16 protein-coding genes and 1 pseudogene are annotated in these 16,521 nt (G+C 63.2%); 6 read left to right on the top strand and 11 right to left on the bottom strand.

Annotation, left to right across the window (positions count from 1 at the left end; all coding sequences use genetic code 11):
- Positions 1 to 204 precede the first annotated feature (204 nt).
- The 7 genes and pseudogenes from IFU11_RS20870 to IFU11_RS20595 form a co-directional block, all read right to left on the bottom strand.
- Positions 205 to 588: pseudogene (locus IFU11_RS20870) on the bottom strand (Swt1 family HEPN domain-containing protein); the annotation flags it as partial.
- Positions 589 to 699: 111 nt separating this feature from the next.
- Entirely contained in the window at positions 700 to 1,953 is a 1,254-nt protein-coding gene (locus IFU11_RS17715) for a DNA cytosine methyltransferase (RefSeq protein WP_192019804.1), read from the bottom strand.
- 233 nt (positions 1,954 to 2,186) lie between these two features.
- Complete coding sequence (locus tag IFU11_RS17710) at positions 2,187 to 3,116, bottom strand: NaeI family type II restriction endonuclease (RefSeq protein WP_192019803.1); 930 nt, start codon at positions 3,114 to 3,116, stop codon at positions 2,187 to 2,189.
- Positions 3,117 to 3,235: 119 nt separating this feature from the next.
- Complete coding sequence (locus IFU11_RS17705; RefSeq protein ID WP_371742830.1) at positions 3,236 to 3,799, bottom strand: HEPN domain-containing protein; 564 nt, start codon at positions 3,797 to 3,799, stop codon at positions 3,236 to 3,238.
- A 5-nt stretch (positions 3,800 to 3,804) separates the two neighbouring features.
- The gene (locus IFU11_RS17700; protein ID WP_192019802.1) at positions 3,805 to 5,022 is read right to left on the bottom strand and encodes a DUF262 domain-containing protein; all 1,218 of its coding nucleotides are present in this window, start codon (positions 5,020 to 5,022) and stop codon (positions 3,805 to 3,807) included.
- Between the two features lie 343 nt (positions 5,023 to 5,365).
- Entirely contained in the window at positions 5,366 to 5,920 is a 555-nt protein-coding gene (locus IFU11_RS17695) for a suppressor of fused domain protein (protein WP_192019801.1), read from the bottom strand.
- 81 nt (positions 5,921 to 6,001) lie between these two features.
- Positions 6,002 to 6,496, bottom strand: coding sequence for a MarR family winged helix-turn-helix transcriptional regulator (locus IFU11_RS20595; RefSeq protein WP_192019800.1), 495 nt, complete (start codon positions 6,494 to 6,496; stop codon positions 6,002 to 6,004).
- A 164-nt stretch (positions 6,497 to 6,660) separates the two neighbouring features.
- On the opposite strand from IFU11_RS20595, the gene IFU11_RS17685 reads away from it, so the two are divergent.
- The 3 genes from IFU11_RS17685 (at position 6,661) to IFU11_RS17675 (ending at position 8,731) form a co-directional block, all read left to right on the top strand.
- On the top strand, positions 6,661 to 7,467 hold the full coding sequence (locus IFU11_RS17685) for an MBL fold metallo-hydrolase (protein WP_192019799.1): 807 nt from the start codon (positions 6,661 to 6,663) through the stop codon (positions 7,465 to 7,467).
- The gene (locus tag IFU11_RS17680) at positions 7,458 to 7,880 is read left to right on the top strand and encodes a nuclear transport factor 2 family protein (RefSeq protein WP_192019798.1); all 423 of its coding nucleotides are present in this window, start codon (positions 7,458 to 7,460) and stop codon (positions 7,878 to 7,880) included. Before IFU11_RS17685 ends, IFU11_RS17680 begins: the two co-directional genes overlap by 10 nt.
- A gap of 143 nt (positions 7,881 to 8,023) precedes the next feature.
- Positions 8,024 to 8,731: an MmpS family transport accessory protein gene (locus IFU11_RS17675; RefSeq protein WP_192019797.1), complete on the top strand. Its 708-nt coding sequence runs from the start codon at positions 8,024 to 8,026 to the stop codon at positions 8,729 to 8,731.
- Between the two features lie 255 nt (positions 8,732 to 8,986).
- On the opposite strand, the gene IFU11_RS17670 is transcribed toward IFU11_RS17675, so the two are convergent.
- The 4 genes from IFU11_RS17670 to IFU11_RS17655 all read right to left on the bottom strand — a co-directional run bounded on the left by IFU11_RS17670 (position 8,987) and on the right by IFU11_RS17655 (position 13,434).
- Positions 8,987 to 9,871 (bottom strand): hypothetical protein, encoded by an 885-nt coding sequence (locus IFU11_RS17670; RefSeq protein WP_192019824.1) that lies wholly within the window; start codon positions 9,869 to 9,871, stop codon positions 8,987 to 8,989.
- Between the two features lie 616 nt (positions 9,872 to 10,487).
- Positions 10,488 to 11,624, bottom strand: coding sequence for an MBL fold metallo-hydrolase (locus IFU11_RS17665; RefSeq protein WP_244631916.1), 1,137 nt, complete (start codon positions 11,622 to 11,624; stop codon positions 10,488 to 10,490).
- 552 nt (positions 11,625 to 12,176) lie between these two features.
- The gene (locus IFU11_RS17660; protein WP_192019795.1) at positions 12,177 to 12,704 is read right to left on the bottom strand and encodes a cytochrome C5; all 528 of its coding nucleotides are present in this window, start codon (positions 12,702 to 12,704) and stop codon (positions 12,177 to 12,179) included.
- A 181-nt stretch (positions 12,705 to 12,885) separates the two neighbouring features.
- Positions 12,886 to 13,434 (bottom strand): TetR/AcrR family transcriptional regulator, encoded by a 549-nt coding sequence (locus IFU11_RS17655; protein ID WP_192019794.1) that lies wholly within the window; start codon positions 13,432 to 13,434, stop codon positions 12,886 to 12,888.
- 86 nt (positions 13,435 to 13,520) lie between these two features.
- Between IFU11_RS17655 and IFU11_RS17650 the strand changes: the two genes are divergently transcribed.
- The 3 genes from IFU11_RS17650 (at position 13,521) to IFU11_RS17640 (ending at position 16,454) form a co-directional block, all read left to right on the top strand.
- Entirely contained in the window at positions 13,521 to 14,444 is a 924-nt protein-coding gene (locus tag IFU11_RS17650) for a ketopantoate reductase family protein (RefSeq protein WP_192019793.1), read from the top strand.
- Positions 14,445 to 14,501: 57 nt separating this feature from the next.
- Positions 14,502 to 15,611: a DNA alkylation repair protein gene (locus IFU11_RS17645; RefSeq protein ID WP_192019792.1), complete on the top strand. Its 1,110-nt coding sequence runs from the start codon at positions 14,502 to 14,504 to the stop codon at positions 15,609 to 15,611.
- 195 nt (positions 15,612 to 15,806) lie between these two features.
- Entirely contained in the window at positions 15,807 to 16,454 is a 648-nt protein-coding gene (locus tag IFU11_RS17640; RefSeq protein WP_079003400.1) for an NADPH-dependent F420 reductase, read from the top strand.
- The last annotated feature ends 67 nt before the right edge of the window (positions 16,455 to 16,521 follow it).

Below are 16,521 nucleotides of genomic sequence, written 5' to 3'. Positions count from 1 at the left end.
ACCGTCGGCCAACCCTGTCGACGCATCCGCCCCGGTCCCTGAGCCTGTCGAAGGGCCCATCTCGTCTTCGCTCGCCGTCTTCGTCAACACACCCGTCTCGGTCCCTGAGCCCACCTCTCCGGTCCCTGAGCTTGTCGAAGGGCTCAACACCCGCCCCTTCAACTCCCCAACAACTGCAGCCTGCTCCGCGGCCCCGACGCTCTCCAACAACAGCTGCATCGAATCCAACGCCCGATACGCAGACTGCTCCGTGAACCCCGCGTTATGCGCCCACGCGTTCCGAACCTCCCGAAGTTCACTCGCGTACCCGCGAGCGCTCCGCGACAACACGCGGTCGAACGGGTACCCCAGCTCCCCGATCCGCTCCGTCATCGCCCGAAGCATGAGCGACACGTCGGTCGCGGAGTACCGCCCGGGCCCGCCCCCGGCGGCGCGGTCCTTCTCCTCGAGGATCCGCGTCCACTCAACCCCGGGCACTGCCTCGGCGAACGCACCCTCGACGACGGGGCGAAGCCCCAACCCAAGCTGCTCGAGCCCCTGGCCGACGGCGGAGTTAAGTTCAGAAGCGTCCACGTGTGGGCCTTTCATTGGGATGATCCGAATGAGTTGACAAGGCGCGACCAGCTCGGCGCCACAAGAGTACGCGACCACCAAATCGCTTGATGCTGGCTGTCCTGAAGCGAACCAAACTGAGGCGCGTCAGCTCACACGGTGACGGAACTTGTCCATGTACTCGTTCCGACCATGCTCACTCTGACCGGTGAAGCCCTTGAACGCTCCCAGCTTGTATGAGGTGACACCCGATGCAGATGTCTGTCGTTCAAGCTCAAAGTCCTGTTCGAGAACAGCAAGCCGTCGCTCAACAGCGGCATGGTTGAACTCACTTAACGCGGCGATGAGTCTCTCAACGCTCACGAAGTCCTCTGCGTTAGCGAGAGCACGATATACCGGGTCATGCACGTCTGCGGAAAGCTCGGGCAGCTCGCCCGCGACCCCTTCGTGGTTCAGGGCGGCCCGGATCGAACGGCCAACGGCCTCGGCAACAGGCGGTGGGAAGGCGTTGCCGATCTGTCGATACTGCGCCGTCTTGCGACCTGCGAACTCCCATCCGTCAGAATCCTTCCACCCCTGAATGCGAGCGACCATCGGGATCGTTAGCTTTGGAAGCTTCTCAGATGGCGGCGGCGCGTCCGGGCCCGGCGCCGCATCAGCAACGCCCTTTCCGTCGACACCGAGAAGCTCCCAAGCGCGCTTGGCGCGGGTAGGACCAAGGTCCGCGCCACCATGCTTCTTGCTTCCGCCGACAAGGGTGGGACCGATTCCGTTGGCCATCTCTACCCACTCATCCACGTGTGGCCAGCCGTTCGCGCCCATGAGGTCCCTCAGAGTCTCGCCGACTGTGACCGTGCGCGGCTCCGGCTCGGGCCACCGGAAATACGCAGCCTCTTCGGGACGCATAGCGACGAGAACGAATCGCGGCCGGAGCTGCGGCACCCCGTAGTCGGCGGCATGCAGCAGGCGCCAGTCCGCAACGTAGCCAAGCTGCGCGAGGCGGTCCAGCACGCGCTGTCGGTACCCGGAGAATCGCGCAGCGGCGAGTCCGCGCACGTTCTCGAGCATCAGAGCTCGGGGTTGCACCACAGCCACCTGCTCGACCGCCCAGGCGAACAGATCCCGTTCATCAGATGAACCGAGCTGTTTGCCTGCAATCGAGAAGGGCGGGCACGGAACGCCACCCGCCAGCAGATCCACGTTGGCAAAGTCCGCCGGAGTCCACACGCTCGGATTCGCAACGTCCCCGACGGCAACCTCTCCTCCAGAGTTCTGACGGAGGGTCTCCGCTGCCGTCTCGTCCAATTCCACGGCGAACGCGTGATGGAACCCAGCGTTTCGAAGACCTAGCGCCTGCCCGCCAGCGCCGGCACAGATCTCGACGACCTGCAGATCTACCATGTCAACACTCCAATTGAGCCTTAGGCGGCCAAACCAGCGCGTGCCCTCGCCCGACCGAACTAGAACACACCTTCGATCCTAGGATACCTGAACCTTGCCTCCACCAGCACGACGAAATCAGGCCATCATGCTTGGCGAGTCTCGCGATCGAACCGCTCAAATCTGCCTCATCGACGATGAGGCCACAAGCAGCGCCTCGACACGCGGGCGATTCGCGCAGTCGCCCCATCCGATCAACGCGGCGACGGAACCTTGAGACCATAAAATGCGAACGACTCCTCACGGACGGCTACCCATGCCTCCCCCGAAATATCGAAACCCAGTTCCGCCGCCAGCCGCCGCTCAACCGGCCATGTGCCCACAAGAACAATCAGGCCACGACGGCGGAGGTCTGACTTAGCTTCCCGCGCCCGCTTCATTGGGTCACCGAGACCCGCGCCGACCACCGCGATTGACCCGCGGGGAATTACAACCTCTGGAAGCGCCTCAAAGAGAGCAACCAATCGGCGCCGAAGACCAGCCGGTCCGAAAACTACATCCAGATGTTCAGGAGTCAGCTGTCGCAGCGGCTCCGGTGGTAGAGGCGTCTCCGGCACCACGATGAGAGCGTACCTGCGGACGGCGCCAGCAATGGGGGATCGCTTGAGATCACGGTTGCCGTTTCCGCCGGTGAGCCACGCGCGGTGAGTGCGCATTAACCACACCTCGAAGGTGTGACGTCTTGCGTTAATGCGAAAAAGAAGAGTGACTTCACACTGACCCTCTCGCGGGATCATCCACGTCCGTCCGACCGTACCTTTAATCTCCACCGCTATTCCAAGAATAGAGGTGTCGAGCGGCGGCTCCTTTATTAGCCCCAATCGGTTTATGACGTGATACTGAAGCTTCGTTCCGACCGATGCGCGCTCATCCGAGTCAACCTCAGGGCTCATGAGGTCGAATCGCCACGTTCGCGGTCCGTCGAGGACATATTTCACAGCGTCATCTACCGCCGCACTCAGAAGATCGGTGATCGGCAGCGATCGGAGCCACCGGTAAACAACCTGTAGGTCATGGTCGACAGAGGGATCCTCAATTGCATGGGCATCATACACACCAACCCTGCGCGCCTCGGGCTGGCAGATATCACCCGGACCAGGTATGTCCTGTCTCGAGTGATTCATTGCACCCTAAGCCTGACGTGCGTACGGCGCGCCAGGTACGGATTCCCTAGCATGGTTCACGAGAGCTCTTTGCAAGGGCGCGGGCATCAGATTCCATCATGCATGCACGGTAGATGCAATTAGCGCTCGATACGAAACACAAGATCTTCGATCCTTTCAGTGAACGCCAGGGCCATTTTGTACAACGAGATCACGTCGTCCGGGGTTAGCGAAATAGGAAAGGTTGCATAGTCGTTGTGCACGACCTGATTACGGAGATTACCCAGTCGCATGAACGCATCGTGCTCGTTTTTCATGTCGTCGTCCGAACTCAGCTTCTCCTTGAATCCCGAAATGCATTGTTCGCCGAAGCTCGCAAAGAAGGGTGCTGCCTTTTCTTCTTTCCACGCAAACAACGAGTGATAGCTTCTCACCATGACGTTGACCTCGACGAACTTGGACAACTCGATGGATCCATGATCGCGGAAGAGATCAATTGTTATCCGCTTCACGCGTTCCTCTAGACTACTGGCGGCAGCGACAAGGAGATGCTTATGGAAACTGCGATTTAGGGCGGTCAGCCCTGAGGGACTACTACTCAAGTCGGCAACCAGCGCTTCGTAGTCTTCGTGAAGCACGCCTACCGCAAGGTGAGATGCCAGCCCGTCCAGGGCATCCTTTCCCTCGCTTGTCGGAGAGTCCACGGAAGTCACTGCGTCGCCGCCAGTTCCCTCTCCACCGCAGAGATGCGGGCCCGGATGTTGACTGGCTTCGTCGAGCCCTCCTGAAGAGTACTCGTGAATTCCGTGCTGGCTTTCGCGCGATTGACCGCCGCTACCAGGACCCTCGTCGCAACATCGGGCTTCCCCAGACGAATCCACGCGGCGAAGAAACTCTCGAACAAGACCCCGCTGAACTTACTTCCCCGCATGAATACATCAGCGGGGGCGGTGTCAAATTTTGCCAAGAAGCTCGTAAGGTCAGCGATTGCTCCGTCGGACTGCTCATCTGTATACTTTTGCGCTTCAAGGCAAAATGTGTTGATAAATCCAGCCATCGACCCTGCGTACCTATCGAGACCCCTAGCGAGCGCGAGGCCCCGGAGGAGAAATTCCGTGTCGCGCATACGCGGGTCGGGGCTAGCCTGACCCACAATCGAGCGCCAAGAGGAGCTCAGGTTGACCTTCAGTACGCCGTCGAATAAAGCCGAGTGGTAGAGGCTGGCACGAATCTCCTGCGGAGATAGGTTTACACCACCAGTGTTGAGTCGACTGAAGATTTCAAAGACAGCAGAATTTCCGGCTGGACTAGTTTGCTTCACGACAATGTTGCGAATTGTACGCAAGTCGAGGTTTGTTCTCTCGTCTTTCAGGCCTTTATACATCAGGCCGTTGTAGCGATTCGAAGTACCACTCGCCGACTTGGCAAGGGCGAGTTTGAAAGGCTCAAATAGAGCATCATTCTCGAGCACTTCTTCATCGAGGGTACCAGCGCCCAAAGTTGACCGGAGCTCTCCCCTTATGCTGGGCCTAGGGAATCTCCCTTTCGCATAGAAGTAAATGGTCAGTAGTCGCTGCTGACCATCTATGACGAGAAAGTTGTTTCTACTCTCCTCGTAGAGAAACACCTGCGGGACCGGGAGGCCAATAAGTAGCGATTCGATCAGTTTAGATGCACGCTTCTTATCCCAAACGTAGTTTCTTTGAAAAGCCGGAATCTTCATTGCGCCGGACTCGATAAAGTTGACGATAGTTGAAAAGTTCCAGTCGTTGGGCGACGACACGATGTCAAACTCGTCGACTTCCAGCTCGTCAATTTCCTGCGAAGCATCATCGAGCCAGGAATCAGACGCAGGTAGGTCAACGACACCGCCTTCACGCATTTGACCTTCTAGCTCGTCAGTCTCGACCACTGTATTCTCTGGCATAGTTCCCCTCACCCGCGCCCACCGTCGGACGTTCCCGCCTTAGGTTAGCGGCATAGCGACCGTGGTGGTCAAGCTGATCTTTCAGTGACACCTCAGACAACAGAGTCGGCGAGCACCGCGGCGTTCAGCTCTCAGGGCACGCGGGTACCGACATCCCGATCCTGGGAGCTCGACTTACGAGCCAGAGCTTTTCGTATTGCTTGAGGAGAAATGGAGGTCAGCCCGGAGAGTCGACCACCGGGCCGCTGCCAAGGCAGGGTGAACAAATTGGGAGCTGTTAGATATTGAGTGAGGATTGTATGAGCCGCTGTCGCGGCATACTGCGGCTCGGACTGACCGATGCTCAAGTTCCTCGCTCCACATCCAACAGCGCATCCACAGACCCCACCTCGGCAACGAGCGCATCCCACCCACGCTCCCCCGCGACCGCGGCCTCGCCGTCCGTGAGCAACCGCAGGGTCCGCACGTGTCCGATCACCTGGCCGGCCTCGTTCCGAATCTCGTCGAACGACGCTCCCCAGCGCGACGGCGTCACCAGGAGTGCAGAGATCGCCGTCCCGTTGAGGAACGGCGTGCCGTTGCGCCACGGCGCGAGCACCGGGGGCACCCGCCGGTTGGTCGCGATCTCGTTGATCACGATGCGCAGCGCGACCATCGCGGCACCCTGCTGACCGTCGACGACCTCCACCGCGAGCTCGATCCGCTCACCGGAGTCGGTCTCCAGCCGAGACACCCCGGACGTGAGGATCGTCACCGGCCCGTTCTCAGGGCGCTTCTCGATCACCATCACCGACCCACCGATGCGGTCCTTGAACACCACCGGATCCAAGCCCAAGGCATCGAAGATGTGGAGCGGGAAGGCGTTTTCGCCCGGGACAAGAGGGACATCGTTGCTCATGCGGCGAGCCTAGCCAAACAGGTGATCGGCGAACCAGAGGGCAGGCACCGAGCCCACAGATCGAACTGGAGCCGAGCCGCCCTACGGCATCACCGGCAGAGCACCCGAGGCGTGCTTGCTCAACAGCTTCACCGACTCCTCGAAGACCGCCCGGTTCTCGGCCGGCAGGACGGAAAGCAGCAGCCGCTCGATGTTCCGGGCATGCAGACCAGCGGCCTCGACGACCGCCCGCTCACCCTCCGCCGTCAGCTCGATGAGCTGCACCCGGCCATCGTCGGCAGAGGCCCGGCGACTCACCAGCCGCTGCTCGACCGCGCGATGCACGAGCCGCGTCGCCCCTCCGGACGTGACGACCTTCGCCTGCGCGATGTCCCGCACCGACAGCCCGCCAGCGCCGGCACGACCGACGATCAGCAACAGCTCGAACAGCGAATGGCTGAGGCCGGTCTGCTCTTCGAGCTCCTTACCCAGCAGGTACTCGAGGCCGTTCGCCGCACCCAGCAGACGACCGAACACCAGGATGCGCGGATCACTCGCCGCCTCCTTCGCCGAAGCGAACTCCTTCTCAGTCGTCACGTCTCCACAGTAGACGCCGGGGACAGGCCGCCGACCGGTCGGGAGATCTCCGTGCAAGGATCGGGAATAGCTGACGAGTCAGCTTTTGTTGCACCTTCATGTACGCCGCACCGCGGCATCGACTCGGGCGCACCGAGCCTCGTCCAACCGAAGGATCCACCACCATGACGCTCAACTTCGACGTCTTCGACCTCGACTTCCCCGCCGGTTCGAAGAACAAGTCCGCCGTCCTCGTGACCGGCGAAACCGAGGCGCTCCTCGTCGACGCCGGCTTCACCCGTGCCGACGGCCACCGCCTGGTCGCGGCCATCCTCGACTCCGGCAAGACGCTCACGACGGTGTTCGTCAGCCACGCCGACCCCGACTTCTACTTCGGCCTCGAGGTCGTCGCGGACGCCTTCCCCGACGCGGCGCTCGTCGCCACCCCCATCGTCATCGAGCACATCAACACGTCGTTCGATGGCAAGTTGACCGCCTGGGCCTCCCTCGGCGCGAACCTGCCCACCCGGCTCGTCCCCCTCACCCCGCTCAGCGGCGACGCACTCGTCGTCGACGGCCAGCGCCTCGAGCTCAAGGGCGCTTCAGCCGCCCTCCCGGACCGCCAGTACCTCTGGAATGCGGAGCACCGCGCCATCCTCGGTGGCGTCCTGCTCTTCCAGCAGGAGCACGTGTGGACCGCAGACACGGCGACGCCGGAACTCCGCGCAGCCTGGATCGAGCTCCTCGACGAGATGCAGGCCCTCGACCCGCAGCTCGTGATCGCCGGCCACCGCCTCCCCGACACCGCGAACGACGCGACCGCCATCGACTACACGCGCTCGTACCTGCAGGCGTTCGAGACGATCGTCGCAGCGTCCGCCGATGGTGCTGCCGCGACGCAGGCGCTCGTCGAGCAGTACCCGTCCTCGGGCATGCTCATCGCCGCCCAGATCGGACCGAAGGTCGCGAAGGGTGAGATGACATGGGGCTGAACGAGACCACCACAACCGAGCCGTCCTCGGCACCACGCGACGTCGTGCGGAGGCAGTACCTCGCCTCCGCCGCCGGCGACCTCGACGCACTGCGGGCGACCCTCGCGCCCGACGTCGAGTGGACTGAGATGGCTGGCTTCCCACTCGCCGGCACGTACCGGACGCCGGAGGGCGTCACGAGCAACGTGATGGAACGACTCGGCGCCGACTGGGCCGACTGGACCGCACACGACGACACCTACGTGGTCGACGGCGAGAACGTCGTCGTGCTCGCCCGGTACACGGCGACGCACCGCGGCACGGGTAAGGAGCTGAACGCCCGGGTGGCCCACCACTTCGTCGTCCGCGGTGGGCTCATCGTGCGCTTCGAGCAGTTCGTCGACACGGCACTCGTCCGCGACGCGAGCCGGTAGCGACGGACGTTGGCAAGCGACGGGGCGGGGCTGACATGCCCCGCCCCGTCGCTGTCGGCCTGGACCACGAACCGAAGACGGCAGTGATCCGGAGCGTCGACCTCGGTACGGTGGAACCAACGCAGCAGAGAGGCACCACGCGCATGTCCACTTCGAACCAGCCGCCCGCCCAGAACCAGCCCTACCCGCTGCCGGTGCCCGGACCGGCCCCGGTGAAGACCGGCAAGCGTGGCAATGGACTCGGCATCGCCGCCCTCATCGTCGGTGGGTTCGCGCTCATCGGGGCGTTCATCCCGATCCTGAACTACGTCGCCGGGTTCGTCGGACTCGTCGGCCTCGTGCTCGGCATCATCGCGCTGTGCCTGAAGAACCGGAAGAAGGGCTTCGCCGTCGCCGGCACGATCGTCTCGGCCATCGCGATCGTCCTGAGCATCATCCTCGCGATCGCGTACACGGCCGGGTTCGCCGGACTCATCGGCGACGCGGTCAAGACCGCCGAGGCGAAGTCCTCCGAGGCCGCCAACAAGGAGATCTCCGTCGTCTACGAGGTCAACGGCACCGCGACCGACGCCTCAATCACCTACTCCACGTACTCGGCCGGCAGCAGCAGCACCGAGCAGTCCTCCGGTCAGGCGCTCCCCTTCATCAAAGAGCTGACCGTCAAGGCCGGCCAGCAGTACGACTTCGCCTCCTACTCCCTCCAAGCGCAGAACGGCGCGGAGGACACCGGGTCCGTCAGCTGCAAGATCACCGTCGACGGCGACGTGGTCGCCGAGCAGACCTCGACGGGGGCGTATGCGACGGTGTCGTGCTCCGCGTCGGGTGCCGATGGGGTGACGGAGAACAAATAGGGTCATCGGCCGGCGGTTGCTCCCGACTACGCGAACGACAAGTCAGAGCCGCCTCCGGCTCCTAAGTGGCGCGCGAGGTCAGAGCTAGCTCAGCGTTTAGAGGACTCGTTCTGCGAGCGGCCGCTGTCCGGAGTCTTCACAACAATCGCCCGAACCGTTGACGCGCTTGGCGCCCGAACGGCCGTTGTCGCCGAGCGCACTACAGCGGCGTCTCGGATGGCTGAGCCGCGGACACCGGACAGGTAGGTTCCACTACTAGGCAAGTTCTGCATGACCTGATCCTCCGAGCACGGGATTCAGTTTGGTGTCGAAGTAGTGCTTGCGCCGCACCCATCTGAACCCCTCGTGTTTTGTAATAGTAGCAATCTCGATCGGGCCTCCCACCGTCGGAGGCCCCGGAGTGAAGCGAACGAACTGAATCGTTGAGTAGACGAGGAACTCTGCCAGGTCAATCGCGTCCTGGATCGGCATGGGTGCCGCGATGAGCTGAGCGTTTAGCTCAGGTTGGACCGCCGCTCCGAGCTGGATGGCATCATCGATGTTCGCCACCGCTCCAGTGTTGAGCAAGGCTTGCGGGAAGGCGATGCTCGTGCCGTTGAGGATCCGAGCAATCGCATCTGGCTGTCCCCACCACTGAGCCCCCGTCGTCCCGGCGGTAAGAACCTCAGTAAGCGCGGGCTGGCCGTCAACGCTCACGTTCATTACGTACGCTGTCGGCTCGTCAGCTTCAGCTGAATATCCTGCCACGAGGAACCCGAGCTCTCCAGGATTGACGCCGTCTGCCTCCACGAGCGGTTGGTACTTCTCCCCATGGAGGTAGTCCCGCATAGATTCGGCGACACTCTCAATCCGATAGGCGTCAGGATCGAGTTGCCACCCCTCAGTTGCGCTTGACCCGCCTTGAAATCTTCGTCGCGCATCCTTAGCCAGGGTGGCGATTGAAGAGGGACCTATATTCCCCAGACCCCAAGTCATCGCGCCGATTGGAAGGGATTTATGGAGATTGAAGATCTTGTTTGCATTGTTGTATGTGTTCACAACACTCTGCTGACCATCTGGAAGACCCACGGTGAGCGTACTGGCGCTGTCGGCGGCAAGAACTAGCCCATCGTTGACCTTTATGAGCAACGCGACCGTCATTCAAACATCATCACATGGATAACGAGAAATGAGACAGTGACTCGCCGTCAATTCGCAACCGATGCGTGACCCTTTCGACGATCGCAGCCCGTCTCGCGTTACGTCGTCAAACAGATACCTAGACCCACCAGGTGGATTGACACAGGAGATGCTCCAAGTTGTAGATCGAACACTTAGAGCAACCGAGTCCGTACCGTGCGCAAGCGGATCGAGGGATGCGACTCATCACGACTCGTGGCGTGGAGATAAGTAGTTGCATCCTCCGTCCAGGTGCAGAGCGTCGCTGAGGACAACGGGTCAGTCAGCTGTGAAATCACCGTCGATGGCGCGGCGGTCGCGGAGCAGACGTCGACAGGTGCGTGTGCGACGCTGTCGTGCTCCGCGTCGGATGCCGACGGAGTGACGGAGAAAATAGCGACCGGCAACATCGGCCCACTCTCGCTCGACCGATACTCGAAAAGCCTGCAAGACTTTTGAGGGTCCATGGTGGGCCGACACACGTCGATGCACCGCGGTTTTCAAGCGCCCCGGCAAGCCCGAGAGCAGATTGCTACAGGCCGGAAGCCGCTCGTTCCAACGCCCCCAATACCGACTAGGAGGAGCCCCTTGACGAGGGCTAGTTGTGCAGTTCCACCAACGTTGCACCCGCTTTTCCCGCGTCTTTTACGGCATCGCCGGTTTTTATACCCTTCACAACTTTCCCACCGCTCGTCCGCCCAGTCGTAAGCAACACGTACTTCGGCTTCGTCACAACGTATAGGTCGCCCCGGTTGCTAATGTGCGATCCATGGTGTGGGGCTACAAGGACACACATCGGTGGGACTAGAGACGCTGCCGACATCTGCCGCTGAAACTCCCGCCATGGAGACACTGCTCCGAGTGGAAGGTCACCGGTGTGCAACCAACCATGCGTACACTGCAAGCGCACATCATCCACGTTGTTCGCGATGCTGCAGCCTCCTAACCCGGTAACCGCACCAGCACCCGCACCCCCGTAGAGCGCCATCGAAGACCAGTTCGTAACCTCCCTCGAGGACACCCCCGGGACCAGCTCCGCCGCAGTCCGCATGGCTCCACGAATCGCACCCCGGTGCGACCTGAGCAGATCCTCATGGGTCCTCACATCATCAGGATCGAAGGGAGTGTTTGCGCGAACCTCATCATGGAACTTGTCGATGGCGGCGATTGGAGGAGTGAGTTTGAGGGGTATGAGCTTCCAACCACCGGCTGATGTACAGGGCAGGGGCGCGCCGGTCGTCATCTGAGGTCGACCGGGGCTACCCGCACCGTCCGTCGAACCACTTTGATTGTCCCCAACGACCCGCACGACCTCCTTGACGCCGTGATCCCGGAGATAGGTGTCCGCCTCAGCATCGGAGTCCGCCAGCCGTGCCACGGCCGTTCCGTTCTGCCGGTGCGAGCTGCGCGTTTGTGTCAAGAGCTTCTCCACAGGGGAGAGCCAAGGAAGAACGACGGTTTCCACGTGCACACCGTCGGCTTTCAGCGAATCCAAGAGTTCCGTGATCCCATTCACATGATCCTGATCGATGTGGGATATGAAAACGTAGTCCACTCTCCTAATTAAACGGTCCCGCAGTTCGGCCACGAAGGCCAGGATGGCGGTGCGCAGGGTCGCCTTGGAGGGATGGGCTCCAACATCGTAAACGTAGGTGAGGAAGCCGCTCGCACTTTCCACAATTGTTGAATGGAATCCGCCATGACCGACTCGATATTGAAACCGATCAGCCGACATAATGCTACCGCCAGTGTGTGTGGACAAAGATGACCTCCGTGTAGCCGGGCATGATCACGGATTGGTGCATCTGTCGTCTGATCTGATGATCAGCACTCAGTCAAACAATCCATTCTTTCGCTCCTCGGAGCCTAGCGCCCACTACTAGTTTCGCCTATCAAAACTTACAATCGTGCACCTTGAGGATTGATGAGGTTAGCCCGACGCTAGTGGGCAAACACGTATCACTGGCGCGCTCGGGAACGTTGCCCACGAGATCGATGTCCATCGCGGGGCCAAGATACCGAGCCCGCGACGAGTCCGAGGAACACTATTGAGACCGTGAGAAGCCCACCGGATCTCTGATTCCACCAGACGACAACTTCTCGGCCAGAACCTAGGCGGACTGCCCTTGTATAAGTCGGTCCAGAAGCACTACGAGGGCGAGTTACGCCTGCAGCTCAGCCGCACGAGGAGCGCTTCCAGGCGCGAGGTCCGGCTCACCTAAATCATGCGGCCAATCGACGAGCTCCCGCGCTGGAGGAGTCTGGGGATCGGAGAGCATTGTCGCACTCACATCGAGAGGCGGCGCACGAGCTCCTCGACGGTCGCGAACTTGATCGACTCGACACCCTCTTCGTCGTCCTCGTCGGGCTCGACCTCGACGGCCTCGAACGCGAGGTCGGCATCGAGCTGCACGAGCACCGAGCTGTCGGGGAACTGCTTCGGCGCGTCGAACGAGAGCAGGACGGCGTCGATGAAGACGATCACCGAGCGCAGCACGAGGTCGTCACGCAGGTCGGTGGTCTCGATGACCTCGTCCGACTCGACGGCCTCCTCGATCTCCGACGCCACGCGGTCGAGCAGCACCTTCCACTCAGCCGTCGGCGTTGACAGCACCCGCTGCGCCAAGTCGGCGAGCGCCGCCGGCTCCGGCTCGCCCTCCTGCTCCTCGGGCTCGGGGTCGACGTTGAGCATGACCTCGGCGTCGATCGCGCCGAAGCGGGCGAGCCCGTAGACGAAGGTGTCTTCGATCTCCGGAGAGGCGACGAGGCCCCGACGCGTGAGTTCTTCGGCCAGGGCAGTCAGCGATGCAGTCATGCGCGCCAGGCTATCGCGACCGGGTGAACGGAGGCGGAACGTGCCGTCGCGCTGAGTTGCCCGGATGTGTCGGAAAGCGGGCGAGATTGGAACAGTTCCGGGCGACTCAACACAGGTGGCGACGCCCGCGCACGTTGAGTCGCCTGGAAAGGTGAAGTTCGCCCCCTCTGCGATGCGGCGATCAGTGTTCTCGGAGTCCGGCGAGCAGGAGTTCGACGGCTGCGCGCGCCTCTGATGCCCAGAGGGGACGATCGATCGTAGACGAGATGCCGTGGAGCACGATCATGATCGCCCCGACAGGCGTGCCGGGGCGGATGACGCCATCGGCGGCCGCTTGCTCCAGGAGGTCGGCGACGGCACGTTCGACTGTGATGCCGCCGTCGGCCAGTACTGCAGGGTCTGTAACCGCTGCCAGGGCGCGGGCGAGACCCGTGTGGGCGAGCACGTACTCGACGAACCCGCGAAGGAACATGTCGAGGTTCACCCCCGGAGACCGCGCCGGGTCGTTGGCCTTTTCGCAGAGTGCGGCGACCTCGCCCTCGTACACTGCGGCAGCCAGCGCGTCACGGGTAGGGAAGTGTCTGTAAAGGGTTCCAACCCCCACGCCGGCGCGCGCCGCGAAGTCATCGAAGCGCAATTGCTCGTCCCGGTCGAAGACATCACGCGCAGCGGCCACGATCGCGTCCCGGTTGCGTCGGGCGTCCGCTCGCAGGGCTCGGATTTCGGCCATGGCGACACCTCTCATTGACAATTGGAGATTGTCTCCATATATACTCCCAAATGGAGACAAGCTCCATTTTACGGAAGAGGCACCAGTTGCGCATCTTGATGTTTGGCCGAGGGGTGATCGCGACGCTGTACGGTCGGGTGTTTCAGGCGGCCGGCCACGACGTCGAGTTCTACGTGCGTCCGGGGCGCGCCGCGGAGTACGGCGACGAGGTGCAGCTGGACTGGATCGATGCGCGCCGCAAACCGTTCGGCCGGCGGGTTCGGGAATCGTTCCGGACGCCGTTTCGGGAGGCCCTCGACCCGGCAGATGGATTCGACCTGATCGTGCTGAGCGTCGGGCACCATCGTCTCGCGGAGGCGACCGCGTTTTTGGCTCCCCGCATCGGAGACGCGACAGTGTTGGTGTTCGGCAATGTCTGGGAGGAACCACTGACCGCAGTCGCGCCGCTCCCGGCCGAGCAAGTCGTGTTCGGGTTTCCTGGTAGTGGCGGCGGCTTCGGGGACGACGGGGTACTGAGTGGCGCAATGCTGCCCTCGGTCATCATCGGTACGCCGGATGTCTCGCCCAACCGGAGGGAGGAGGAAGTCCTCCTCGCCTTCCGGCGAGCTGGCCTCGCCGTTCGGCAGGAAAGGGACATCCGAGGGTGGCTATGGTTGCACTTCATCGCCGACGCCGGCATGTTCGATCAGGCGATCCGGAGCGGGTCGCTGGCGAACATGACGGGCGACCGGCGTGCATTCCGCGACGCTTTCCTGACGACCCGTGAGCTGCTGCCCGTTCTTGAGGCTCGAGGCGTCGACCTCCGATTGCACCGCAACGCGACGCTACCGTTTCGGCTGCCTGGCCTGATCGCTACGGCCTCCGCATGGGCGACGAGGCTGATTCCGATGGCCAGGCGGAGCCTCGCAGCACACACGGATCCGCACACACCGGAAGCCTCAGCGGTCCTCGAAGACACGCTGCGCGAGACGCGCCGTCTGAATATCAGCACCCCTCGCCTCGAACGCTAGCAACCTGAACTTCTCCCGACGGGCGCAGCTGTCAGCGGCACACGCCATGATCGCCGTATGCCCTTCGCAGACGAGCTCCTCGGTACCGCGGTCGCCCGCACCCTCACACGCTCGCTCCAGGAGGCCGCGCCGGGCAACCCGTTCGACGCCACGGCTCAGGCAGCCGAGCGACTCGACGGCCTCGCCCTCCGCGAGCGCGCCGACCTCCTGCGCGACGCCCTACTCGAGGACGTCCCGGGCGACTACGCGACACTCGCCGGCATCATCCGCACCGCCCAGGCCACGAACCCCGCGTTCACCGGCTGGCTGATCTGGCCGGTGACGAGCGCCGTCGCGGCCTGTGCTGTCGACGAGGGCACCCCCGATGCCTTCGACGACGCGATGCGACTCCTCGCCGAACTCACCGAGCGCCTCAGCGCCGAGTTCGCCATCCGCACCCTGCTCCGCCACGACGTCGACCGCGCGCTCGCCATCGTCCTCGACTGGACCATCTCCGACAACGAGCACATCCGCCGCCTCGCCAGCGAAGGAACCCGCCCCTACCTGCCGTGGGCCGTGCGCGTGCGGGAGATCGTCGCGAACCCGGGCGTCACCGTCCCGATCCTCGACGCCCTCTACCGCGACCCGAGCGAGTATGTGCGCCGCTCCGTCGCCAACCACCTCAACGACCTCAGCCGCGACGACCCCGACCTCGTCGTCGCAACTGCCGGCCGTTGGCTCGCCGACCCCGACGCCAATACTCCGGCGCTCGTCCGCCACGCACTGCGCACCCTCGTGAAGCGCGGCAACCCGGGTGCCCTCGCGGCCCTCGGTTTCAAAGCAGCGACGACCGAGGTGGAGGGGTTTGGCATCGACAGCGCCCACATCCCGTTCGGCGGAACGGTCCGATTCGTCGCGACCGTCCGCAACACCGGTACCGACACGGCCCGCTTGGCGATCGACTACGTCGTGCATCACCAGAAGGCGAACGGCTCGCAGACGACGAAGACGTTCAAGCTGACGACGACCGAGCTGGCCCCCGGCGAGCACATCCTCCTCACCCGGGAGCACTCGTTCCGCGCGATCACCACCCGTCGCTACCACCCGGGTGCGCACGGGATCGCGCTGCAGGTGAACGGGGTCGCGACCGAACCGCTGGCGTTCGAACTGCTGCCGCCGGTGGAGTGAGGCGGGCGTCACCACGGCCGAGCCCCGGTGCCTGAGCCTGTCGAAGGCCGCACCCGGACGAGCTCGGCGAACCGGGATGGTGCACGACCGAGGGACGGCATTCGGAGGACCACGGCGAACGTTCGAACCTGAACGGCGGCTCCGGATCCACGCCAGGCAGGAATGCAGGACCCCGCCGGAACCGTTCCCCTGAACATGACAACCATCGGAATCATCGGTTCAGGAAACATCGGCTCTCAGCTCGCACGCCTCACGGTGGCGCAGGGTCACGACGTCATCGTGTCCAACTCGCGCGGACCGGAGACGCTCACCGACCTCGTCTCGGAGCTCGGCGAGCACGCCACCGCCGGCACCGCCCTCGACGCGGCCGAGCGTGGGGACATCGTGATCGTCACCATCCCGCTGCACGCGATCGACACCGTCCCCGTCGCACCGCTCGCGGGCAAGGTCGTCATCGACACGAACAACTACTACCCCGAGCGCGACGGCCACATCGCCGAGCTCGACGAGGAGACCACCACCACGGCCGAGATGCTGCAGGCGCACCTGCCGGAGTCGAAGGTCGTGAAGGCGTTCAACCACATCTACGCCGCCGACCTCACCACCAAGGGCAAGCCGTCCGGCACCCCGAACCGCCGGGCCCTCGTCATCGCCGGTGACGACGCCGACGCGAAGGCCACCGTCGCCGCACTCATCGACTCCTTCGGCTTCGAGCCGCTCGACATCGGCGCGCTCTCCGAAGGATGGCGCATCCAGCGCGACACCCCCGGCTACGGCCCGGACGTCGACGCCGACAAGCTGCGCGAACTCGTCGCCGAGGCCAAGCGCTACCGCGACATGTAAGTCACGCCGCACCGCGAATCGCCCCGAGTGGTCGTCCAGGAGGTCCTGGCACGACCACTCGGGGCGA

It is taken from the genome of Plantibacter sp. CFBP 8804 (genome assembly GCF_014841225.1).
Taxonomy (GTDB): domain Bacteria; phylum Actinomycetota; class Actinomycetes; order Actinomycetales; family Microbacteriaceae; genus Plantibacter; species Plantibacter auratus.
Note: the sequence above shows the minus strand (reverse complement) of the source record. Positions and strands in the feature narration are given on the sequence as shown.